The following is a 21,819-nucleotide window of genomic DNA, read 5'->3' as shown; positions in this document are numbered from 1 at the left end:
GCGTGGCAACCGCACGCGGAACCGACGAAGCAAGCACCGCCCGCCGTTCCCGCGGACGCCCGCCGGTGCCGGTGGATCGGATCATCGACACGGCGCTGCAGATCGTGGACGAGGAAGGCGCGGACGCGTTGTCGATGAGGACGCTCGCGCAGCGACTGGAGTCGGGAACCGCCACGCTGTATCGCCACTTCGCCAACCGCGGCGAGGTGATTGCGCACGTGGTGGACCGCGTTTTCGGCGAGGTGGAGTTCAGCGCCGCGGAACTCGCAGCCATGGGTTGGCAGCGGGCGTGCGAGTCGTTCGCACAGGCCATGTTTGACGTGTTGCACCGCCACCGCAACGTGGCGCCGCTGCTTATCGAGCAGGTGCCGATGGGCCCTAACGCGATGGCGCAGCGCGAACGATTGTTGGAGGTCATGCTCGACAACGGATTTACTGCGCAGCACGCGGCGCGCTCGTATGCGACCGTGGCACGCTATGTGCTGGGCTTCGCCATCCAGCTCAGCGATCACCGAATCGACAATGCGGAACTCTCCCGCCTCTTCCGCAAGCTGGACCCGCAGCTGTTCCCCGCCACCCACACCGTGGCCGACTACCTGCCCGTACCGTTGGACGAGGAATTCGCGCTCGGCCTGGAGCTGATCATCGATGGTCTGGCAAAAATGCGCCGCCGCGTCGGGTCCGCAACCGCGCAATCCCCGGCCACTACCAGAGGTCGCCGATCACCGAGAACAAGGACTCAGCATCACTGAGGCACCTCATCGATCATCACTGAGGCACCTCATCGATCCGTTACACCTCGAGGGGGACCTCCATCGCCTGGCCGCAGTCGAATCCGAATGCTATCCTTACTCTTGATGACAAGTAAGGAGACGACCTCATGGATGCTGCTGCGAGGGTGACATCGAAAGGGCAGGTGACGGTCCCCAAGGCTGTACGTGATGCACTCGGCCTGAAGGAGGGCGATGAAATCGTCTTCCGGGTTGAGGGCAACCGAGCGGTGCTTGCACGAACACCCGACTTCCTGTCCCTGGCCGCGACGATCCGCGTGCCGGCGGCAAAGCGAAATGTCGCCTGGGATGAGGTCATCCGCCGCACCAGGTCGGATCGAGCCGCGGATCGACGGTGAGCGCGTTTGTCGACACGAACGTCCTGGTCCGTCACCTGACCGGCGACCCGCCGGACATGGCGGCACGCGCGACCGCCTACCTCGGAGCTGAGCGTGAATTATTGCTGGCCGATCTCGTCGTCGCCGAGACAATCTATGTACTGGAATCGTTTTACGAGGCGCCGCGCGACCAAGTTGCTCAAGCGATGCGATCACTTGTCGCCTTGGACTCGATCCTCTGCGTGGACAGGGCACTGCTGCTGCGGGCGGTCGAGATCTACGAGACCGACCGCATCGACTTCGCAGAGGCATACCTCGTCGCGTGCGCAGAGAGCACGGGGATTGGCACGGTTGCGTCCTTTGACCGGTCCATCGACCGGATCAAGACGATCGAGCGGATTGAGCCACCGCCGGCCTGATGGCGGGGCCCATAGCAGACAATCCAGCGCGTTGTCCGCAAGCGCTGCCTGCTCAACGGTTCACGCGGAAACGCTTGATCCGCGATCCGGCTCCGGATACCAATTCGACTCGGCTTCTTGGCAACTCAAGGTGCGCCGCCAGTAACCGGACCACCGCGTCGTTGGCCTTGCCGTCAACCGGTCGCTCGCGGACGTAGATCGTCAACTCACCATTGGGACCGACCTCGACAAGGGGCCCCTTACGACTGCCGGGCTTTACCGTGACGATGACGTGGTCGACCATGCCGTACAACGCTACCGCCCGCACTCACGCGCCGCGGAACCGAACATACGGCTTCACCGGCGAATCTCAGCCGCGTGAAAGCGCCTGGCACCTATTGCTTTGTGCCCCAACAGGTTTAATTGAATTGGACCCGGCTTTGCTACAGGTCTAGTACAAGCCACAAGGCGGCAGCAACACGGCGCATCTCTTCCAGACTGAGATAACCGCGCTGTTGCCGAGCCGGCCGGGATCTACTGCCGCGGCTTGTTCAGCCAGCACGCGCGTCATGCACCCGTCGATCTCGACCTCGGGCCAAGCCTTGCGGCTCTGGCTGAGGTGGATGTGGGCGCGACGAGCCATGTCGATAGCGGCAGGTCGTCGGATTGAACCACGACGGAGCGTGAAGACGTCACCACGCACGCAGCGTCGCCATGTCGCGAAGCACACGAATCGCCTCGGCGCGGTCCGCCTCGTCAGCGGCGAGCTCCTCCGCCTCGGCGCGAATCGCTGCGGCGGCCTTTCGGCGTGCGGCGTCGACGAGCGCCGCCCGAACCGCCGCTGATATCGATGTCCCGTCCCTGGTCAGGACCGCAAGCGCCCGCGATGCATCCTCATCGGGCCGAAAGGTGATGGTGTCAGCCATGACGCCATTGTGCGACAGACTGCAAGACGACGGCTCAGCGCGCACCGGCACCGGAATCAGCGAGACGCAGGGCGCGATCCGGACATCACCGACGTGTCGCCGTCCTCCCACAGCAGCAACTGACGCACCGCCGCGCGCGGGCCGTAGGGCCGCAGCATCGTGCTGGCCGGGCGCGGGCGCACCCGCTGGGGCCACCAGAACCACCGGCCCAAAAGCGTTGCGACGGAGGGCGTCATGAAGGAACGCACGATCAATGTGTCGAACAAAAGGCCGAGGCCGATCGTTGTGCCGATCTGACCGAGGACCTGAAAACCGCTGAACACGAACGCGCACATGGTGACGGCGAAAACGATGCCGGCCGAAGTGACCACCGACCCCGAGCCGGCCATCGCGCGGATGATGCCGGTCTTCAACCCGGCATGGATCTCTTCCTTGAACCGCGAGATCAACAGCAGGTTGTAGTCGGATCCCACGGCCAGCAACAGGATCACGGCCAGCGCGAGCACCACCCAATACAGCTGGACCCCAAAGATGTACTGCCACACCAGCACCGAAAGCCCGAAGGATGCGCCCAGCGAAAGCGCAACCGTGCCGACAATGACCAGCGCCGCAACCAGGCTCCGCGTGATGATCATCATGATCAGCAGGATCAGGCTCAGGGCCGCGAGGGCCACGATCATCAGGTCGTACTTGGCGCCGTCCTGGATGTCCTTGTACGTGGCCGCGGTTCCGCCCACGTAGATCTTCGCGGCGGCCATGGGCGTGCCCTTCAGGGCCTCGTGCGCGGCCTTGGTGATCGGGTCGATGTGTGAGATGCCTTCCGGCGTCGCGGGGTCGCCGTCATGGGTGACGATCATGCGGGCGGCCTTGCCGTCGGGCGACAGGAACAGTTTCAGGCCACGCTTGAAGTCGGGATTATCGAATACCTCGGGAGGCAGGTAGAAGCTGTCATCGTTCTTTGCGGCATCGAACGCGCGCCCCAGCGCCGTCCCGTTGTCGATCGCTTCCTGCGTCTGGGCGTTGATACCCGACTGGGTGGCGTGGCTCGCCAAGGTCAATGCGCGATTGGTCTCCTGGCTATCGATCTGAGGCGGAATGAGCGCCACCAGCTTCGGCTGCAGCTCGTCGAGCTTATCCAAAGTGGCCGTGAGATTTTCGAATTTTTCGGTGAGCTGGTCGATGCCGTCCAGGGCGTCCAGAACGGACCTGATCGCCCAGCACGCGGGGATGTCGAAGCAATGCTTTTCCCAATAGAAATAGCTACGGATCGGCCTGAAGAAGTCGTCGAAATCCGCGATCTTGTTGCGCAGGTCCCTGATCGTGTCGACCGTGTCGTGAAAGCTTTGCGTTTCGCTGTGGGTGGCGGCGGCCAGCTGCTGCTGCAGCACGTACTGCTGCCTCAAATGTTGATCGTCTTCGATAATTCGCCGGCCTGCTTGAGTAGGTCGTCCGCTCGCTCTCGCTGGTACGTCAGGTTTTGCCGCTGGGCCGCGCTCTGATTGCTGACCACGAAGGCGAGCGAGCTGTGGTCGATCGGCGTCCCCAACGGCCGGGTGATGGTCTGGACCTGCGCGACGCCGGGCACGTGGAACACCGCCTTGGCCACCCGGTCCAGGATGAGCATGTCGGCCGGGTTACGCATGTCATGATCCGTTTCGACCATGAGCAATTCGGGCTCCAGCCGAGCGCGCGAAAAATGCCGCTCGGCAGCGGTGTAACCGACATTGGCCGGTGCGCTTTGGGGCATGTAGGGGCGGGTGTCGTAACTCGTCTTGTATCCGGGCAACGCGAGCAGACCCACCAGGGCCAGCGCGCACGCCGCTGTGAGGACGGGAGCGGGCCACCGAACGATGGCGGTGCCGATCCGCCGCCATCCCCGGGTTCTCATCGCGCGCTTCGGCTCGAAGATGCCCACCAGGGCGCCCAGGGTGAGTACGGCCGGTCCGAGGGTAAGCGAGGCGACGAGCGCGACGAGGATGCCCAGCGCAGCCGGGATTCCCAGACTTTGGAAATAGGGCAGCCGGGTGAAGCTGAGGCAAAACACGGCGCCGGCGACGGTCAAGCCCGAACCCAAGACGATGTGGGCCGTTCCGCGATACATCGTGTGGTACGCGGTTTCCTTGTCCTCGCCTGACCCGCGCGCTTCTTGGTAGCGGCCGACGAAGAAGATCGCGTAATCCGTTCCGGCGGCGATCACCAGCAACGTCAGCAGATTCGTCGCGTACGTCGACAGCCCGATTATTCCCTCATTCCCGAGGAAGGCGACGAGCCCGCGGGCCGCGGACATCTCGATGAGGACGGTGAAGAGAACGAGGAGCGTCGTGAGGACGGAGCGATATACGAAGAACAGCATCAGCGCGATCACCCCGATGGTGATCGCGGTGACCTTTGCGGTGCCCTTGCTGCCGACGTCGAACTGATCGGAGATCAGTGGGGCCGCGCCGGTGACATAGGCTTTGACGCCCGGCGGTGGTTGCATGTGCTCGACGATGTCGCGAACCGCGCCCACGCCCTCATTGGCCAATGCCGAGCCTTGATTGCCCGCGAGAAACAGCTGGACGTAGGCGGCCTTGCCGTCCGTGCTCTGGGATCCGGCCGCGGTCAGGGTGTCTCCCCAGAAGTCCTGGACGTGCTCGACGTGCTTGCGGTCCCGCTCGAGCTTGCGGATCATCGCGTCATAGAACTGGTGGGCGTCCGCGCCGAGCGGCTTGTCGCCTTCCAGGACGATCATCGCCGAGCTGTCCGTGTCGAACTCGTGGAACGCTTCGCCGATGCGCTTGATCGCCTTCAGTGATGGCGCGTCTGGCGAGTTCAGCGCCACATTGTGTGTTTTGCCAACGTCTTCCAGCTGCGGCACCGCAACGTTCGTGATGGCGGCCAGCGCCACCCAGAACAACAGGATCGGCAGCGCTAGCCGGCGGATAGTGTGCGGCACCCGGGGCCGCGACTGTTGATGGTTGCTCATCCAGACTTATCCAGACTTATCCAGGCAGAAGGTGTAGGCAGCGACTTTGTTGACGGTGCGTTCAGCTTTGACCTCGCCGTTGACGGTGATGCGGCACCCGAGGGTGTCGCCATTTCCCTGTGCCACAACGTTGCCCACGACCGCCGGCTCGGTCGTGGTGATCGTGTACGACCATGGCAGGGGCGCGTTCTTGACTTCCTGCGGCTGCGCGTTGACGTCAAGGTAGTTGATGGTGGCCACCGCGCCCGGCGAGCCGAAGACCTCGAGAACCACCTGTTTGGGGTTGAACGGGACGATCTCGTTGGCGAGGCCGCTGTTTGCCGTGGTGCTGTAGTGCGAGCCGAAGATTCCGTGCAGGCGATCAATCGCGAATCCCACAAGGGCGATCACCAGCGCCGCGACCAGCACCATCCAGCCTCGTCGGACGATGGTCGCAATCGAAATCCCCTTCACCCGCTAGCCTTTCGATCATCGGGCGATGCGGTCAACCTCGATGGGAGGGCGGCTGCCGGCGCTTCAGCGGTTGATCCCTTGGTCTGACAGTACGGTACTGAACCGTACTGCACAAGAGACGCGAGCGTACACATTCATCGTCGGGATCGGGTGAGGCCGGGGATGATGACGTCGTCGACGAGAACCTGCACGGTGCGACGGGTGGGCGGCCGGCCCGGGATGATGGACCGGAAGATGAGATAGCCGGGCAGCAGGTCCCAGAGTTCGTCGGTGATGTCCCCCTGGTTGATCTCGCCACGATCAACGGCCTGTTGCAGCACGTGCCGTATGAGAGCCTTGCGCTGATCGATGAATTGACGTTGCATCACCTCGTTGAGTGCCGGGTTGCGCGACACCTCGACCATCACCGCGCGGATCGTGCTGGCGAGCTGGCGTGTCTCCTGACAGCAGACCTCGCCCAGCCGTAGCAAGTCGCCCCGCAATGTGCCGGTCTCCGGCGCGACCGCGACTTGACGGATGCCCTCGATGAAGGCGGCCAACACCAGTTCGGCCTTCGAGGGCCAGCGCCGGTACACGGTGGCCTTGCTGGCGCGGGCGGCGCTGGCCACCTCGTCCACAGTCAGCCGGTCATAGCCGTGTTCCTGCAGCAGCCGCAGAGTCACCGCAAGCAACTCGGCTTCGCGGGGCGACCACGGTGATGCCTCCCCACACCGATCGGCAGTCTGGGTCATAGCGCACACAATAGGCCCGGCGGGGCTGTACGGTCCAGTACCGTACTCGTCACTCCGCCGATTCGGCGGCGTCCTCCCCGACCGGCGGTCCCTCCTCGAGCAGCCGGCGAAACCCGTCCTCGTCCAGGATCGGCACGCCCAGCTCGACGGCCTTGTCGTACTTGGATCCCGGCGAGTCGCCGGCGACGACGTAGTCGGTCTTCTTCGACACCGACCCGGCGGCCTTGCCGCCGCGCGCCACGATCGCCTCCTTGGCGTCGTCACGCGAGAAGCCCGTCAGCGAGCCGGTGACCACGATGGTCAGCCCGGACAGGGTGCGCGGCACGCTTTCGTCGCGCTCGTCGGCCATCCGCACCCCGGCGGCTCGCCACTTGTCGACGATCGCGCAATGCCAGTCGACGGTGAACCACTCGGCGAGCGACTCGGCGATCGTCGGGCCCACACCCTCCACCGCGGCCAGCTCTTCGGTGGACGCCGAGGTGATGGCGTCCAGGCTGCCGAACTCCGTCGCCAGCGCCCGGGCCGCGGTGGGGCCGACGTGCCGGATGGACAACGCCACCAGCACCCGCCACAGCGGCACCTCCTTGGCCTTGTCGAGGTTGGCCAGCAGCCGCTTGCCGTTGGCCGACACCGCGCCGCTCTTGGTGGTGAACAGCTCGGTGCGCAACAGGTCGTCCTCGGTGAGCGAGAACAGATCCCCCTCGTCGCCGATCACCTGGGCCTGCAACAGCGCGATGGCGGCCTCGTAGCCCAGCCCCTCGATGTCGAACGCGCCGCGGCCGGCGACGTGAAAAACCCGCTCCCGCAACTGCGCCGGGCAGGAGCGCGCGTTGGGGCAACGGATGTCGGCGTCACCCTCCTTGGCCGGCGCCAGCCTGGTGCCGCACTCGGGACACTTGGTGGGCATCACGAATTCGCGTTCGGAGCCGTCGCGCAGGTCGACGATGGGGCCCAGCACCTCGGGGATCACGTCGCCGGCCTTGCGGATCACCACGGTGTCGCCGATCAGCACCCCCTTGCGCTTGACCTCACTGGCGTTGTGCAGCGTGGCCAGCCCCACCGTGGATCCGGCGACCTGCACCGGCGTCATGAACGCGAACGGCGTGACGCGCCCGGTGCGCCCGACGTTGACCCGGATGTCGAGCAGCTTGGTCTGCACCTCCTGCGGCGGGTACTTGTAGGCGATCGCCCACCGCGGCGCCCGCGACGTGGAGCCGAGCCTGCGCTGCAGGGTCACATCGTCGACTTTGACTACCACACCGTCGATTTCGTGATCCACGTCGTGGCGGTGCTCGCCCCAGTAGGCGATGCGCTCGTGCACGCCGGCCACGTTTTCCACCCGGGTGGTGTGCTCGGAGACGGGCAGGCCCCAGGCCCCCAGCGCCAGGTACGCGTCGTGCAGGGTGGCCGGCCGGAATCCCTCGGCGTGGCCCACCCCGTGGCAGATCATCCGCAGCTTGCGGCGCGCGGTCACCGCGGGGTCCTTCTGACGCAGCGAGCCCGCGGCGCTGTTGCGCGGGTTGGCGAACGGCGTCTTGCCGTCCTCGACCAGCGCGGCGTTCAGCGCCTCGAAATCGGCGAGCCGGAAGAACACCTCGCCGCGCACCTCGAGGACATCGGGTATCGGGTAGCCGTCGCCGGCGGTCAGCCGCTCCGGGACGTCGTCGATGGTGCGCGCGTTCAGCGTGACGTCCTCGCCGGTGCGCCCGTCGCCGCGGGTGGCCGCCCGGACGAGGCGCCCGTCGCGATACACCAGTGACAGGGCGACCCCGTCGATCTTGAGCTCACACAGGTACGGCACGTCCTTGCCGACCTCGGCGCGCACCCGCGCGGCCCACTGGTCCAACTCCTCGGTGCTGAACACGTTGTCCAGGGACAGCATCCGCTCCAGGTGCTCGGCCGGCATGAAGTCCGTGGCGAAGCCCGCACCGCCGACGAGCTGGGTGGGCGAGTCGGGCGTGCGCAGCTCGGGATGCTGCTCCTCGAGCTCGCCGAGTTGCCGCAGCAGCTCGTCGAATTCGGCGTCGGAGATGATCGGCGCGTCGCGCACGTAGTACCGGAACTGGTGTTCGCGCACCTCGTCGGCCAGCTCCCGCCAATGGCGCCGCACCTCGGGCGGGACGGGATCATCGGCTGGCGAGCTCACCTTCGCAGGCTATCGAAGGTCGCCGACACCTCACTGCTCGACATCTTCTTCTACAAAAGCCCGCAACCGCTCCACCGCGGCGTCCCACCGCCGCGACAACTGGGTCAGGTAGTCGCTGGCGCGGGCCAGCGGTTCGGTCCGCACCGTCCAGATGCGTTCCCGCCCGCGCCGGCTGCTGGTGACCAGACCCGCGGCCTGCAGCTGCTGCAGGTGCTTGCTGGCCGCCTGCCGGGTGACCGGGACGACGGTGGTGACCTGCGACGTCGAGCACGGCCCGGCGTCGCACAGTCGCACGATGATGCGCAGCCGGTTCGGGTCGCCGAGCGCGTCGAACAGCGGCGCACCGACCGCGCCGGCCGCGCTCACACCCGGGCGCCCTCGACGTAGCGGCGCACGAGGTCGGCCTGGATGGCCCAGCCCTCGCTGTTGGCGTCGAACGCGGAAGCGCGGCGCGCCGCCGGGATGGCGTCGAAACCGGATTCGGTGATGGTGAGCAGCACCCCGTCGTCGGTCTCCGCCAGGGTGAACTCCACCAGCGTGGTGGGCTCCTGGTCGACATCCGGCTCGCCCGCGCACGGATGCCAGCGGTAGGCGAAGCGCCGCCGCGGTTCGATCGCGACGATCTGCCAGGTGCTGCGCACCCCGGCGTGCGGCTCCTGCCGCTTGGCGACCTCGTCGTCGACGGTGGTCGGGGTGATCACCGCGCCGACGGAGGCGCCCTCGACGAAGGGCCCGTCGAAGCGGACGCCGAACCAGCGGCCGAACTCCTCGGCGTCGCTGATGGCCCGCCACACCCGGTCCAGCGGCGCGCGCAACAGTGCTTGCTTCTCGATGCGATCAGTACTCATATGCAACCTCCTGGTTGCCTTTCAGCAAAGCACAAGGTGCGGCGATATGCAACCAATTAGTTGCCTATGTGATGGCGTCCGGGTCTTGCGCGAACGCGTCGGCGGCCCGGCGCGCGAGCCCGATCGCGGTGCGGGCCCACTGCGGCGTGGCCGTCGCCAGGCCGCACGCGGGCGTGACGCCGATGCGACCGCGCAGCGCCGCGCGGCCGAACCCGAGCCGGTCGGTCACCGCCACGACCGCGCCGGCCACCTCCTCCGCCGACGGCGTCTTGTCCGGGGCGCTCGCGGGCACCACGCCGAGCACGACGGCGCGGCCGGACTCGACGAACGCCGCCACACCGTCCCGGTCCGCCGCGCGTAACGCGCCGGCGTCCACCGACACCGCACTAATAGCGCTGCGCCGCAACAGATCCCACGGCAGGCCCGGGGCGCAGCTGTGCACCAGCACCTCGACGCCCGCCGCGCCGACGCAGGTGTCCAGCAGCGCCGCGGCCACCGCCTCGTCGAGCGCGGCGACCGGGCTCAGCGCGGTCACCCCGGTCAGCTCCCCGCCCAGGGCGGCCGGCAGCGACGGCTCGTCGAACTGGACCACCACCGTGGTGTCGAGCCGGCGGGCCAGCGCCGCGCGATGCGCGGCCACCCCCTCGGCGAGCGAGGCCGCCAGGTCGCGCGCCGCGCCGGAATCGGTGATCGCCCGGTGACCGGAGGCCAGCTCGAGCCCGGCGGCCAGCGTGATCGGCCCCGGCGCCTGCACCTTGACCACACGACCGACGCCGCGCAGGCCCGCCGACTCCCAGGCCTCCTCCAGGGCGTCGCAGTCCTCGTCGAGCAGGCTGACCGCCCTGCGCGTCACCGCGCCGGGCCGGGCGGCGACGCGATAGCCGCGCGGCACCGTGTCGATGGCCACGTCGATCAGCAATGCGCCCGCGCGGCCGAGCAGGTCGGCGCCGACGCCACGGGCCGGCAGCTCGACGATGTGCGCCAGCGCGTCCGCCAGCTCGCCGACGACGACCTCGGCGGCCCGCCGCGGGGCGGTGCCGGGCCACGACCCGACTCCGCTGGCCGTCGCGAAGACGTTGGCGAAAACACTCACCCGGCAACCGTATTCGACCTCCCGCCGCGGAACGCTCGCCAGGGGTGTTTGCAGGGAGGCCGGCCGGGTAGGTTCGAGCCGAGAAGGGTGCGAACGTGTCGCTGACGGGGAGACTGGCGCGGCCGCTGATGCTGTGCGGCGCGGCGCTGCTGGCGGCGGCGTGCACCCGGGTGGTGGACGGCGCGGCGGTCCCGGCGTTCGGCGGGGCCCACCGGGGCGTGCAGGGGGTCAACGTCGACGCGATCCTGCTGGACCAGCCGCGGATGCAGGCCATCACCGGCGCCGGCCAGCACCTGACGATCATCCCCACGATGGACGACACCAGACCGGTGGACGTCGACGCGCTGGCCGATCACACCCCGCGGGAGTGCCGGTTCCTGTTCGCCGAGACGGCGACGTTCGGGCCCGACGTCGCGGAGTTCCACAAGACCACCTTTCAAGACCCGCCCGACGGCGCGCTGATCTCCGAGGGCGCCGCGGCCTATCCGGATGCGGCAACCGCGCGGCGCGCCTTCGGCGCGCTGGTGAGCACCGTCGGGACCTGCGCGGACGGCTCGGACGGCCAGCTGTTCGTCGGCGAGTGGAAGGCCGACGGAAGCTCGCTGCACATGCGGCCCGGCGGCTGCGGCCGCGACTACCGGGTGCTGTCGGTGGCCCTGCTGGAGGTCACGTTCTGCGGCTTCCCGCAAACGGTGTCCGACATCGTGATGACGAACATCGTCGCCAACGTGCCGGGCTAGCGCCGGCGGCCGGTGCGGGCGATGGTGGCGCTGCCCAACACCTCGTCGCCGTCGGCGTCCGGGCGATACAACACCAGCGTCTGGCCGGGCGCCACCCCGCGCAGCGGGGTGCGCAACCGCACGTCGAGTTCGTCGCCGACCAATTCGGCCACCGCACCGGCGGTTTCGCCGTGCGCGCGCACCTGAACCTCGCACTCGACGGGACCCGAGAACGCGGCCCCCGCGGTGAAGACCGGCGCCCGCCCGCTCAGCGAGAACACGTCGAGATCTGCCGCCTCGCCCACGTGCACGGTCGCGGTGTCGGCGTCGATCGCCGTCACGTAGCGGGGGCGGCCGTCGGGCCCGGGCCCGGCGATGCCAAGCCCCTTGCGCTGCCCGACGGTGAAGCCGTGCACCCCGTCGTGGGTGGCCAGCACCGCGCCGTGCGCGTCGACCACCGCGCCCCGGCGCACACCGATGCGCTCACCCAGAAACGCGCGGGTGTTGCCGGACGGGATGAAGCAGATGTCGTGGCTGTCCGGCTTCGCGGCCACCGCCAGGCCGCGGCGGGCGGCCTCGGCGCGGATCTGCGGCTTGCGGGTGTCCCCGATCGGGAATGCGGCGTGGCGCAACTGCTCTGCGGTCAACACGGCCAGCACGTAGGACTGGTCCTTGTCCCGGTCGACGGCGCGGCGCAGCCGCCCGGCGGACAACCGGGCGTAGTGCCCGGTGGCCACCGTGTCGAAGCCCAGCGCGAGCGCCCTCGCCGACAGCGCGGCGAACTTGATGCGCTGATTGCACCGCACGCAGGGGTTGGGGGTTTCCCCGCGGGCATACGACGATACGAAATCGTCGATCACGTCTTCTTTGAAGCGCTCCGCGAAATCCCAGACGTAGAACGGGATTCCGAGCACGTCGGCGACGCGGCGGGCGTCGGACGCGTCCTCCTTGGAGCAGCAGCCCCGCGAGCCGGTGCGCAGCGTGCCGGGCGCACTCGACAGCGCCAGGTGGACGCCGACCACGTCGTGGCCGGCGTCAACCATCCGGGCGGCGGCGACCGACGAGTCGACGCCACCGCTCATCGCAGCGAGGACCCTCACCGGGCCGCTCCCGCCGCGGCCAGGGCCGCGCGCCGGGCGCGCTCCACCGCGCCGGGCAGCACCTCCAGCACCGCGTCGATGTCGGCGTCAACGCTGGTGTGGCCCAGGGAAAGCCGCAGCGATCCGCGGGCGCTGGCCGGGTCGGCGCCCATCGCGAGCAGCACGTGCGACGGCTGCGCCACCCCGGCGGTACAGGCCGACCCGGTGGAGCACTCGATTCCGTTGGCGTCCAGCAACATCAGCAGCGCGTCGCCCTCGCAGCCGCGGAAGGTGAAGTGCGCGTTGCCGGGAAGCCGCAGCGGGTCGGCGGCGCCGTTGAGGATGACGTCGTCGATGCCGGTGAGCACGCCCTCGACCAGGCGGTCGCGCAGCCCCCGCAGCCGCGCGGCGTTGGCCGCGAGCCCGTCCACCGCGACCCGCGCCGCCGCCGCCATTCCGACGGCGCCGGCGACATCGGGTGTGCCGGAGCGGATGTCGCGCTCCTGCCCGCCGCCGTGCGACAGCGGCGCGCAGGCGACGTCGCGGCGCAGCAGCAGCGCCCCCACGGCCGGCGGGCCGCCGAACTTGTGCGCGGCCACGCTCATCGCCGACAGCCCGCTAGCGGTGAAGTCGACGGGCAGCTGGCCCACCGCCTGGATGGCGTCGCTGTGCATGGGAACGCCGAATTCGGCTGCGACGGCGGCTAATTCGGCGACCGGCAGCACCGTCCCGACTTCGTTGTTAGCCCACATCACCGACACCAGCGCGACGTCGTCGTGGCGGGTCAGCTCGTCGCGCAGCGCGGCCGCCGACACCGACCCGTCGGCCGCGGTGGGCAGCCAGGTCACCTGCGCGCCCTCGTGTTCGGCGAGCCAGTTCACCGAGTCCAGCACCGCGTGATGTTCCACCTCGCTGGTCACGATGCGGCGGTGGCGCGGCTCGGCGTCGCGGCGCGCCCAGTAGATCCCCTTGACGGCCAGGTTGTCGCTCTCGGTGCCGCCCGCGGTGAAGATCACCTCCGAGGGACGCGCGCCCAGCTTCTCGGCGATCAGCTCCCGCGATTCCTCGATGCGCCGCCGCGCCGCGCGGCCGCTGGTGTGCAGCGAGGAGGCGTTGCCGACGGTGCCCAGCGCGGCCGTCATCGCCTCGATGGCGGCGGGGTGCATCGGGGTGGTGGCGGCGTGATCCAGGTAGACCATGACGCGCCCCACGATACCGGCAGGTCCGGGGGCTCAGGCCACCAGCACGTGGCGCCGGCCCGGACGCTGCGGCGCGCCGGCGCCCACGGCCGACTGGCAGCGCCGCGCCAGCGATCGCCGGTCGACGCCCGGCAGCTGCAGGGATTCCACGCGAACGTGCGCCAGCGTGCGACGCACGGTGAGCAGCCGGCCGATCGAGCGCAGCAATGTGTCGTCGCCCACAAACGCCGGGGCGGTCGAGACGCTGCCGTCGACGTGGTGGTAGGTCAGCCGAAGCGGCTGCACCGGGCGGCCGGCATCGATCGCGGCCTGGAACATCGCCGGGTAGAAGGAACCGCGCGCCACGCCGCACCAGGTGGTGCCCTCCGGGAAGCACACCACGGTCTGGCCGGCCCGCAGCCGGCGCGCGACGATGTCCACCACGCCCGGCAACCGCCGCAGGCTGGCCCGCTCGATGGGGATGACCCTGAGCAGGCGCCCGAGCGGCCCGGCGAACAGGTCGGCCCGGGCGACGAACGCCCCGGGCAACACCGACCCGATGGCGAAGGCGTCCAGCCAGGACGTGTGCGGGCCGACCACCAGGACGCCGGGCAAGTTCCGAATCGGGTTGCCCGACACCGTGATACGCACACCGAAGCAGCGCAGCACCGCGCGGCAATAGAAGCGCTGCACCCGCACCTGCCCCGGCACCGGCACCGCCAGCAGCGGCGCGCCCGGCGCCAGCAGCAGCGCGAACATGACGCGAAGCGTCACCCGCAGCGCCACCCGCCACCGCGAGGACGCGGGGCCGACACCGACGCAGCCGCCGTCGCACGTCGCGCGGGGCAGCCAGGAGTGCCCGGCGGCGGTCATCGGCCGCCCGCCATCGCGCCGGCCATTCGGGAGGCCGCCGACACCGACCGCAGCCGTCTGAGGTAGCGGGTATCGGCCCGCTGCTTGTTCAGCAGCACGCAGAAGTCGCCGACCCCAAAGTCCGGGTCGTGCGCGGGCTCCCCGCAGACCTGAGCGCCCAGCCGCAGATAGCCGCGCAGCAGCGGCGGAACCGTGGGCCGCGGCGGCGGCGGGATCTCGTCGAGGGACCGCCCGCCGACCCGCACCGGGAGGTGGGGGCGCACCCGGTACGCCGGGGGCGCGGCGTGCCGGCTCAGGATGAAGTCCCGGACCCCGCGCAGCAGGCCGCCCGGCGGCTCGGGTCCCGATTCGCCGATCGGCACCGACACGCACCCGGTCACGTGGTCGTAGCCGTAGCGGTCCAGGTAGGCCAGGATGCCCGCCCACATCAGCAGCACGACGCCGCCGTTGCGGTGGCCGTCGCGCACCACGGCGCGCCCCATCTCCACCAGCGACGGCCGCAGCGGATCGAACGCGCGGACGTCGAACTCCGTCGCCGTATACAGTCCCCCGGCGGCGATGGCGCCCGCCGGGGCCAGCATCCGGTAGCACCCCACCAGCTCGCCGGTGTCGTCGTCGCGGACCAGCAGGTGGTCGCAGTACTCGTCGAACCGGTCCCGGTCGAGGCCGTCGGCGTCCCCCGGCGGGGCGAAGCCGGGGGTGCCGCTGAACACCTCGTGCCGGAGCCGCTGCGCCGCCTCGATCAGGGTCGGGTCGGTGGACAGCAACAGCGAATAGCGCGGTCCGGGCGGACCGACGGCCTCTGGCTTGTCGCTGGGTATCAGGACGGAAGCGATGCTCATGCCACCCAACGTGGCGCAGCCGATCAGCGAGTCGGCATCGCCGCCGTGACATGTCGGTGCACGTCAGATGACGAAATACGTTCGGCCCAGCAGACGCAAAAGCCCCCGACACGCCGGGGCGGTGGGGGCCTTTACGTCTGTTCGCGCGGGAACCGCGGGAACTCAGCCCTTGCGGGCCTTGATCGCGTCGGTGAGCTGGGGAGCGACCTTGAACAGGTCGCCCACCACGCCGTAGTCGGCGATCTCGAAGATGGGCGCCTCTTCGTCCTTGTTGACCGCGACGATGGTCTTCGAGGTTTGCATGCCCGCGCGGTGCTGGATCGCGCCGGAGATGCCCAGCGCGATGTAGAGCTGCGGCGACACCGTCTTGCCGGTCTGGCCGACCTGGAACTGGCCCGGGTAGTAGCCCGAGTCGACGGCGGCGCGCGACGCACCGACGGCCGCACCCAGCGAGTCGGCCAGCGCCTCGACCACGCTGAAGTTCTCCGCGCTGCCGACGCCCCGGCCGCCGGAGACCACGATGGTGGCCTCGGTCAGCTCCGGACGGTCACCGGCGACCGCGGGCTCGCGGGACGTGACCTTGGTGGCGTTCTCGGCGGGGGCGGGCACCTCGACGGTGACCTGCTCACCGGCGCCCGCGACCGGCTCGGCGTCGATGGCGCCGGCCCGCACCGTGATCACCGGGGTGTCGCCGTTGGCCTGCGCCTCGACGGTGAACGCGCCACCGAAGATGGAGTGCGTCGCCTTGGCGCCCTCCTTCACCTCGACCACGTCGACGAGCAGCCCGGAGCCGATCCGGGCGGCCAGCCGGCCGGCGATCTCCTTGCCGTCGGCGTTGGCGGCCAGCAGCACCGCGGCGGGCGCGTTGGACTCGGCCAGCGCGGCCAGCACGTCGACGGCGGGGGTGATCAGGTACTTGTCGACGACGTCGGACTCGGCGACGTAGATCTTGGCGGCGCCGGCCTCCTTCAGCCCGTCGACCAGCGGCGCGGCCGTGCCCGGCGTGCCGACCACGACGGCGGCCGGCTCGCCCAGCACGCGGGCGGCGGTGATCAGTTCGGCGGTCACCTTTTTCAGGGCGCCTTCGGCGTGCTCGACGAGCACCAGTACTTCAGCCATGGGTTATATCGCTCTTCTCGTGAGTCTCGTGATGGGACGGCTAGATGATCTTCTGGGCGACCAGGTACTGGGCGACCTGGTTGCCGCCCTCACCCTCGTCGGTGACCTTTTCACCCGCGGTCTTGGGCGGCTTCGGCGTGGACGACAGCACCGTCGACCCGGCGTTGGCCAGCCCGACCTCGTCGCTCTCCACCCCGATGTCGGCCAGGGTCAGCACCGTGACTTCCTTCTTCTTGGCGGCCATGATGCCCTTGAACGACGGGAAGCGCGGCTCGTTGATCTTCTCGTTGACGCTCACCACCGCGGGCAGCGAGGCCTCCAGGGTGAACACGCCGTCGTCGGTCTCGCGCTCGCCGATCACCTTGCCGCCCTCGAGCGAGAGCTTGCGCAGGTGGGTGAGCTGCGGCAGGCCGAGGTACTCCGCGATGATGGCCGGCACCGCGCCGCCGACGCCGTCGGTGGCCTCGTTACCGGCGATGACCAGCTCGGTGCCCTCGATGGTGCCCAGCGCGCGCGCCAGCGCCCACCCGGTCTGGATCACGTCCGAGCCGTGCATGCCGTCGTCCTTGAGGTGGACGGCCTTGTCGGCGCCCATGGACAGGGCCTTGCGGATGGCCTCGGTGGCGCGCTCGGGGCCCGCGGTCAGCACGGTCACCGACCCCTCGACGCCGTCGGCGGCCTCTTTCTCCCGGATCTGCAGCGCCTCCTCGACGGCGCGCTCGTTGATCTCGTCCAGCACCGCGTCGGCGGCCTCGCGGTCCAGCGTGAAATCGCCGTCGGTGAGCTTGCGCTCCGACCAGGTGTCTGGGACCTGCTTTATCAGGACCACGATGTTCGTCATGAGTGTGGTTCGTCCTCCTCGAAGGGAGCCCCCGCAGTGCGCGACTGCGAGAACTCGGTAGCGTTTAGCAACGCACGGCGGTACTACTACCCGGCAAGTTTGTGCGGTCTGCTCTCACACCATAGCGGGTCGTAGTGCAGGTTCCCTCGGCCCGGTTCGCGAAACGGACACTTCGCGTTAGCCTGCCTATGCAATGAGCGCATTCGTCCCCGACGTCCCGCAACGCCTCCCCGGCGACACCTCGCCGGCGGTCGACGCGGTATTGACGCTGACAGGCGAGCGCACCATCCCCGGTCTGGACATCGAGAACTATTGGTTTCGCCGGCACGAGGTGGTGTACCGGTGGCTGGCCCCGCGGTGCGCGGGCCGCGACGTGCTCGAGGCCGGATGTGGCGAAGGTTACGGCGCCGACCTGATCGCCGGCGTCGCCCGCCGGGTCGTCGCGGTCGACTACGACGAGGCCGCCGTGGCGCACGTCCGCGGCCGCTACCCCGGGGTGGAAGTCATGCGGGCAAACCTGGCCGAGCTGCCGCTGCCCGACGCGTCGGTGGACGTCGTGGTGAACCTCCAGGTGATCGAGCACCTGTGGGACCAGCCCCGGTTCGTGGCCGAATGCGCACGGGTGCTGCGGCCGTCCGGGCTGTTGATGGTGTCGACGCCCAACCGAATCACCTTCTCCCCGGGCCGCGACACCCCGGTCAACCCGTTTCACACCCGCGAACTGAACGCCGACGAGCTGACCGAGCTGCTGGTCGACGGCGGTTTCGCCGACGTGGTCACGTACGGGCTGTTCCACGGCCCGCGGCTGCGCGAGATGGACACCCGGCACGGCGGCTCGATCATCGACGCGCAGATCGCCCGCGCGGTGGCCGACGCGCCCTGGCCGGCCGGGCTGGCCGCCGACGTCGCCGCCGTCACCACCGACGACTTCGACCTGATCGGGGCGGGCGACCGCGACATCGACGACAGCCTGGATCTCATCGCGATCGCGGTGCGCCCGTGACCGCTGCGACTTCCGGGGGCGACCGGGTGCCCGGGCTGTTCACCCTGGTGCTGCACACCCACCTGCCGTGGCTGGCGCACCACGGGCGCTGGCCGGTCGGCGAGGAATGGCTCTACCAGTCCTGGGCCGCGTCCTACCTCCCGCTGCTGCGGGCGCTGCGCACGCTGGCCGACGAGGATCGGCACAACCTGCTCACCCTGGGCGTCACCCCGGTGGTCAACGCGCAGCTCGACGACCCGTACTGCCTGGACGGCATGCACCACTGGCTGGCCAACTGGCGGCTGCGGGCGGCCGAGGCGGCCAGCGTGCGCTCGGCTCCCCGGTCCAAGTCGGCCGGCTACCAGTCCTGCGCGCCGGAGGCGTTGCGGGCCTTCGGGATTCGCGAATGCGCCGAGGCCGACCGGGCGCTGGACGATTTCGCCACGCTGTGGCGGCACGGCGGCAGCCCGCTGCTGCGCGGCCTGCTCGACGCCGGCACCGTCGAGCTGCTCGGCGGCCCGCTCGCCCACCCGTTCCAGCCGCTGCTCGCACCGCGGCTGCGCGAGTTCGCGCTGCGCGAGGGCCTGGCCGACGCGGCCCTGCGGCTGGCCCACACCCCGGGCGGCATCTGGGCCCCCGAATGCGCCTACGCCCCCGGCCTGGAGACCGAGTACGCGGCCGCCGGCATTTCCCACTTCATGGTCGACGGCCCGTCGCTGCACGGCGACACCGCGCTGGGCCGACCGGTCGGCGACACCGGCGTGGTCGCGTTCGGGCGCGACCTGCAGGTCAGCTACCGGGTGTGGTCGCCGAAGTCCGGCTACCCCGGCCACGCCGCCTACCGCGACTTCCACACCTACGACCACCTCACCGGGCTCAAGCCGGCCCGGGTCACCGGCCGCAACGTGTCCTCGGAGGCCAAGGCGCCCTATGACCCGGAGCGCGCCGACCGCGCCGTCGACGTGCACGTCGCCGACTTCGTCGACGTGGTCCGCGCCCGGCTGCTCGCCGAGTCCGAGCGGATCGGGCGCCCCGCTCACGTCGTCGCCGCATTCGACACCGAGTTGTTCGGCCACTGGTGGTACGAGGGTCCGACGTGGCTGGCGCGGGTGCTGCGGGCGCTGCCCGCCGCCGGGGTCCGGGTGGGCACGCTGCGCGACGCGCTGGCCGGCGGGTTCGTCGGCGATGCGGTCGCCCTGCCGCCGAGCTCATGGGGCTCGGGCAAGGACTGGCAGGTGTGGGCCGGGGAGAAGGTGGCCGACCTGGTCCAGCTCAACACCGAGGTGGTCGACACCGCGCTGAGCACCGTGGACAAGGCGCTGTCCCAGACGGCGTCGCTGGACGGGCCGCTGCCCCGCGACCGCGTCGCCGATCAGATCCTGCGCGAGACCCTGCTCACCGTGTCCAGCGACTGGCCGTTCATGGTGAGCAAGGACTCGGCCGCCGACTACGCCCGCTACCGCGCCCACCTGCACGCGCACGCCACCCGCGAGATCGCCGGGGCGCTGGCGTCGGGCCGGCGCGAGACCGCCGAGCGGCTGGCCGACGGGTGGAACCGCGCCGACGGCCTGTTCGGCGCCCTGGACGCGCGCAGGCTCCCGCGATGACCCGCGAGCGTCCTCATATGTACGTCGAAACGCCGGTATTCACGGCATTTTGGGGACACTCGCGGGCCCGCAAATGAAGGTCCTGATGGTGTCGTGGGAGTACCCGCCGGTGGTGATCGGCGGGCTCGGCCGGCACGTGCATCACCTGTCGACCGCGCTGGCCGCGGCCGGTCACGATGTCGTCGTGCTGTCGCGACGGCCGTCGGGCACCGATCCCAGCACGCACCCGTCGTCCGACGAATTCAGCGAGGGCGTCCGGGTCATCGCGGCCGCACAGGATCCGCACGAGTTCAGCTTCGGCACCGACATGATGGCCTGGACCCTGGCGATGGGCCACGCGATGGTCCGCGCCGGCCTGCGGTTGAAGAAATTCGGCACCGACCGGCCCTGGCGGCCCGACGTGGTGCACGCCCACGACTGGCTGGTGGCCCATCCCGCCATCGCGCTGGCCGAACACTATGACGTGCCAATGGTTTCCACGATTCACGCGACGGAGGCCGGGCGCCATTCGGGCTGGGTCTCCGGGTCCATCAGCCGCCAGGTGCACGCGGTCGAGTCGTGGCTGGTGCGGGAATCCGATTCGCTGATCACCTGCTCGGCGTCGATGGCCGACGAGATCACCGAGTTGTTCGGTCCCGGTTTGGCCGAGACGACGGTGATCCGCAACGGCATCGACGCCGCGCGCTGGCCTTTCGCGCCACGCCGCCCGCGCACCGGGCCGGCCGAGCTGCTGTATGTCGGGCGCCTGGAGTACGAGAAGGGTGTGCACGACGTGATTGCCGCGCTGCCGCGGATCAGGCGCACGCACCCGGGCACCACGCTGACCGTCGCCGGCGACGGCACCCAGCAGGACTGGCTCGTCGAGCGGGCCCGGAAACACCGGGTGCTCAAGGCAACTCGGTTCGTCGGGCATTGCGATCACGACCAACTGCTCGCGCTGCTGCACCGGGCCGACGCCGCGGTGCTGCCCAGCCACTACGAGCCCTTCGGCCTCGCCGCCCTCGAGGCCGCCGCGGCCGGCACCCCGCTGGTGACGTCGAACATCGGCGGTCTCGGCGAAGCGGTGATCGACGGCCAGACCGGCGTGTCGTGCCCGCCCCGCGATGTGGCCGGTCTGGCCGCGGCGGTGCGCACGGTGCTGGACGACCCGCACGGCGCCCAGCGGCGCGCCCGCGCCGCCCGCGAACGGCTCACCTCCGACTTCGACTGGCGAACCGTGGCCAACGAGACGGCCCAGGTGTATCTGGCGGCCAAACGCCGTGAGCGGCAACCACAGCCGCGGCTGCCCATCGTCGAGCACGCCCTGCCCGACCGTTAGCGGCCATGCCCAGCGTTGCCGGTGTCCCTGGCCGCGTGTCGGTTGGCAAACCCGTCAGCGCGGGACGGCGCCCAGCTCGCCCTGGAAGCGCCGCATGGCGTCGATCAGCGCGGTGAAGACGCGGTGCGCGGCCGCCAGGTCGGCGTCGGGCAGGTCGCTCAGCGCGGCGCGGATATGCGCCCCAAGCGGGTTGAAGAACGAGCGGGCGGTGTCGAGTCCCGGGTCCGAGTAGCGCAGGATGACCTTGCGCCGGTCGCCCGGGTGCGAATCGCGGCGGATGTGGCCGGACTCGATCAGGCGGTCCACCAGATAGGTGATCCCGGCCCCGGACAGGCCCATCCGCTCCGTCAGCTCACCCGACGTCATCGGCTTGCCCGCGGTTTCGGCGACCATGATGTGCAGCAACGCGCGGAAATCGGTGGGCCGCAGCCGCTGTGACACCGCGAACAGTCGGCCGATCTGGTCGGATTCGGTCGACATCTCCCGCAGGTCGGCCGACATCAGCGACTCCAGCGCCTCCCGGGCGACGGGCGGCTCGCCAGAGTCCAGAGCGTCCATAGCGCTGTGCAGCATATCCGCATCCGGCCCTTCAG

General features: G+C 69.8%; 22 protein-coding genes and 1 pseudogene. 7 read left to right on the top strand and 16 right to left on the bottom strand.

Annotated features, from left to right (window positions below):
- The first annotated feature begins 71 nt into the window (after positions 1–71).
- From AC5Y6X_RS06475 to AC5Y6X_RS06465, 3 genes are all read left to right on the top strand, one after another.
- Complete coding sequence (locus AC5Y6X_RS06475; protein ID WP_499985394.1) at positions 72–752, top strand: TetR/AcrR family transcriptional regulator; 681 nt, start codon at positions 72–74, stop codon at positions 750–752.
- A gap of 128 nt (positions 753–880) precedes the next feature.
- Complete coding sequence (locus AC5Y6X_RS06470; RefSeq protein WP_499985393.1) at positions 881–1,129, top strand: AbrB/MazE/SpoVT family DNA-binding domain-containing protein; 249 nt, start codon at positions 881–883, stop codon at positions 1,127–1,129.
- Positions 1,126–1,527, top strand: a complete 402-nt coding sequence (locus AC5Y6X_RS06465; protein ID WP_499985392.1) for a type II toxin-antitoxin system VapC family toxin — start codon at positions 1,126–1,128, stop codon at positions 1,525–1,527. The genes AC5Y6X_RS06470 and AC5Y6X_RS06465 overlap by 4 nt, the downstream gene beginning before the upstream one ends.
- A gap of 52 nt (positions 1,528–1,579) precedes the next feature.
- Here the strand turns inward: AC5Y6X_RS06465 and AC5Y6X_RS06460 are convergent, their stop codons facing one another.
- The 9 genes and pseudogenes from AC5Y6X_RS06460 to AC5Y6X_RS06420 form a co-directional block, all read right to left on the bottom strand.
- A complete protein-coding gene (locus AC5Y6X_RS06460; RefSeq protein ID WP_499985390.1) occupies positions 1,580–1,810 on the bottom strand; it encodes a DUF167 domain-containing protein in 231 nt (76 codons plus the stop codon).
- Between the two features lie 388 nt (positions 1,811–2,198).
- The gene (locus AC5Y6X_RS06455) at positions 2,199–2,432 is read right to left on the bottom strand and encodes a hypothetical protein (protein ID WP_324681236.1); all 234 of its coding nucleotides are present in this window, start codon (positions 2,430–2,432) and stop codon (positions 2,199–2,201) included.
- A gap of 56 nt (positions 2,433–2,488) precedes the next feature.
- A pseudogene (locus tag AC5Y6X_RS06450) lies at positions 2,489–5,397 on the bottom strand (MMPL/RND family transporter).
- Positions 5,398–5,403: 6 nt separating this feature from the next.
- On the bottom strand, positions 5,404–5,850 hold the full coding sequence (locus AC5Y6X_RS06445) for an MmpS family transport accessory protein (protein ID WP_499985389.1): 447 nt from the start codon (positions 5,848–5,850) through the stop codon (positions 5,404–5,406).
- A 134-nt stretch (positions 5,851–5,984) separates the two neighbouring features.
- Entirely contained in the window at positions 5,985–6,593 is a 609-nt protein-coding gene (locus tag AC5Y6X_RS06440) for a TetR/AcrR family transcriptional regulator (protein WP_499986457.1), read from the bottom strand.
- A 37-nt stretch (positions 6,594–6,630) separates the two neighbouring features.
- On the bottom strand, positions 6,631–8,727 hold the full coding sequence (gene ligA, locus AC5Y6X_RS06435) for an NAD-dependent DNA ligase LigA (RefSeq protein ID WP_499985388.1): 2,097 nt from the start codon (positions 8,725–8,727) through the stop codon (positions 6,631–6,633).
- 30 nt (positions 8,728–8,757) lie between these two features.
- On the bottom strand, positions 8,758–9,093 hold the full coding sequence (locus AC5Y6X_RS06430; RefSeq protein ID WP_499985387.1) for an ArsR/SmtB family transcription factor: 336 nt from the start codon (positions 9,091–9,093) through the stop codon (positions 8,758–8,760).
- Positions 9,090–9,575 (bottom strand): SRPBCC family protein, encoded by a 486-nt coding sequence (locus tag AC5Y6X_RS06425; protein WP_499985385.1) that lies wholly within the window; start codon positions 9,573–9,575, stop codon positions 9,090–9,092. The genes AC5Y6X_RS06430 and AC5Y6X_RS06425 overlap by 4 nt, the downstream gene beginning before the upstream one ends.
- Positions 9,576–9,639: 64 nt before the next feature.
- On the bottom strand, positions 9,640–10,668 hold the full coding sequence (locus tag AC5Y6X_RS06420; RefSeq protein WP_499985384.1) for a uroporphyrinogen decarboxylase/cobalamine-independent methonine synthase family protein: 1,029 nt from the start codon (positions 10,666–10,668) through the stop codon (positions 9,640–9,642).
- Positions 10,669–10,796: 128 nt separating this feature from the next.
- Here AC5Y6X_RS06420 and AC5Y6X_RS06415 point away from each other — a divergent pair, with 128 nt between their 5' ends.
- Positions 10,797–11,408, top strand: coding sequence for a sensor domain-containing protein (locus tag AC5Y6X_RS06415; RefSeq protein ID WP_499986456.1), 612 nt, complete (start codon positions 10,797–10,799; stop codon positions 11,406–11,408).
- On the opposite strand, the gene mnmA is transcribed toward AC5Y6X_RS06415, so the two are convergent.
- The 6 genes from mnmA to AC5Y6X_RS06385 all read right to left on the bottom strand — a co-directional run bounded on the left by mnmA (position 11,405) and on the right by AC5Y6X_RS06385 (position 17,319).
- The gene (gene mnmA, locus AC5Y6X_RS06410) at positions 11,405–12,487 is read right to left on the bottom strand and encodes a tRNA 2-thiouridine(34) synthase MnmA (protein WP_499985382.1); all 1,083 of its coding nucleotides are present in this window, start codon (positions 12,485–12,487) and stop codon (positions 11,405–11,407) included. The two genes, AC5Y6X_RS06415 and mnmA, sit on opposite strands and share 4 nt — an antisense overlap.
- Positions 12,484–13,665, bottom strand: a complete 1,182-nt coding sequence (locus AC5Y6X_RS06405; RefSeq protein WP_499985381.1) for a cysteine desulfurase family protein — start codon at positions 13,663–13,665, stop codon at positions 12,484–12,486. The genes mnmA and AC5Y6X_RS06405 overlap by 4 nt, the downstream gene beginning before the upstream one ends.
- Before the next feature lie 33 nt (positions 13,666–13,698).
- Complete coding sequence (locus AC5Y6X_RS06400) at positions 13,699–14,517, bottom strand: lysophospholipid acyltransferase family protein (protein WP_499985379.1); 819 nt, start codon at positions 14,515–14,517, stop codon at positions 13,699–13,701.
- Complete coding sequence (locus tag AC5Y6X_RS06395; RefSeq protein WP_499985377.1) at positions 14,514–15,359, bottom strand: GNAT family N-acetyltransferase; 846 nt, start codon at positions 15,357–15,359, stop codon at positions 14,514–14,516. Before AC5Y6X_RS06395 ends, AC5Y6X_RS06400 begins: the two co-directional genes overlap by 4 nt.
- Before the next feature lie 162 nt (positions 15,360–15,521).
- Complete coding sequence (locus tag AC5Y6X_RS06390; protein WP_324681223.1) at positions 15,522–16,478, bottom strand: electron transfer flavoprotein subunit alpha/FixB family protein; 957 nt, start codon at positions 16,476–16,478, stop codon at positions 15,522–15,524.
- 40 nt (positions 16,479–16,518) lie between these two features.
- Positions 16,519–17,319 carry an electron transfer flavoprotein subunit beta/FixA family protein gene (locus AC5Y6X_RS06385; protein WP_324681221.1) on the bottom strand — a complete coding sequence of 267 codons (801 nt, stop codon included), beginning with the start codon at positions 17,317–17,319 and terminating at the stop codon, positions 16,519–16,521.
- Positions 17,320–17,512: 193 nt separating this feature from the next.
- Between AC5Y6X_RS06385 and AC5Y6X_RS06380 the strand changes: the two genes are divergently transcribed.
- The 3 genes from AC5Y6X_RS06380 to AC5Y6X_RS06370 all read left to right on the top strand — a co-directional run bounded on the left by AC5Y6X_RS06380 (position 17,513) and on the right by AC5Y6X_RS06370 (position 21,226).
- Entirely contained in the window at positions 17,513–18,322 is an 810-nt protein-coding gene (locus AC5Y6X_RS06380; protein ID WP_499985375.1) for a class I SAM-dependent methyltransferase, read from the top strand.
- Positions 18,323–18,348: 26 nt separating this feature from the next.
- A complete protein-coding gene (locus tag AC5Y6X_RS06375; RefSeq protein WP_499986455.1) occupies positions 18,349–19,908 on the top strand; it encodes a 1,4-alpha-glucan branching protein domain-containing protein in 1,560 nt (519 codons plus the stop codon).
- Positions 19,909–19,981: 73 nt separating this feature from the next.
- On the top strand, positions 19,982–21,226 hold the full coding sequence (locus tag AC5Y6X_RS06370; RefSeq protein ID WP_499985373.1) for a glycosyltransferase family 4 protein: 1,245 nt from the start codon (positions 19,982–19,984) through the stop codon (positions 21,224–21,226).
- A 54-nt stretch (positions 21,227–21,280) separates the two neighbouring features.
- Here the strand turns inward: AC5Y6X_RS06370 and AC5Y6X_RS06365 are convergent, their stop codons facing one another.
- On the bottom strand, positions 21,281–21,799 hold the full coding sequence (locus AC5Y6X_RS06365; protein WP_499985371.1) for a MarR family winged helix-turn-helix transcriptional regulator: 519 nt from the start codon (positions 21,797–21,799) through the stop codon (positions 21,281–21,283).
- Positions 21,800–21,819 lie beyond the last annotated feature (20 nt).

The organism is Mycobacterium sp. NGS26 (genome assembly GCF_059813025.1).
The sequence above is the reverse complement of the archived record's forward strand: the minus strand, read 5'-3'. Positions and strand labels throughout refer to the sequence as shown.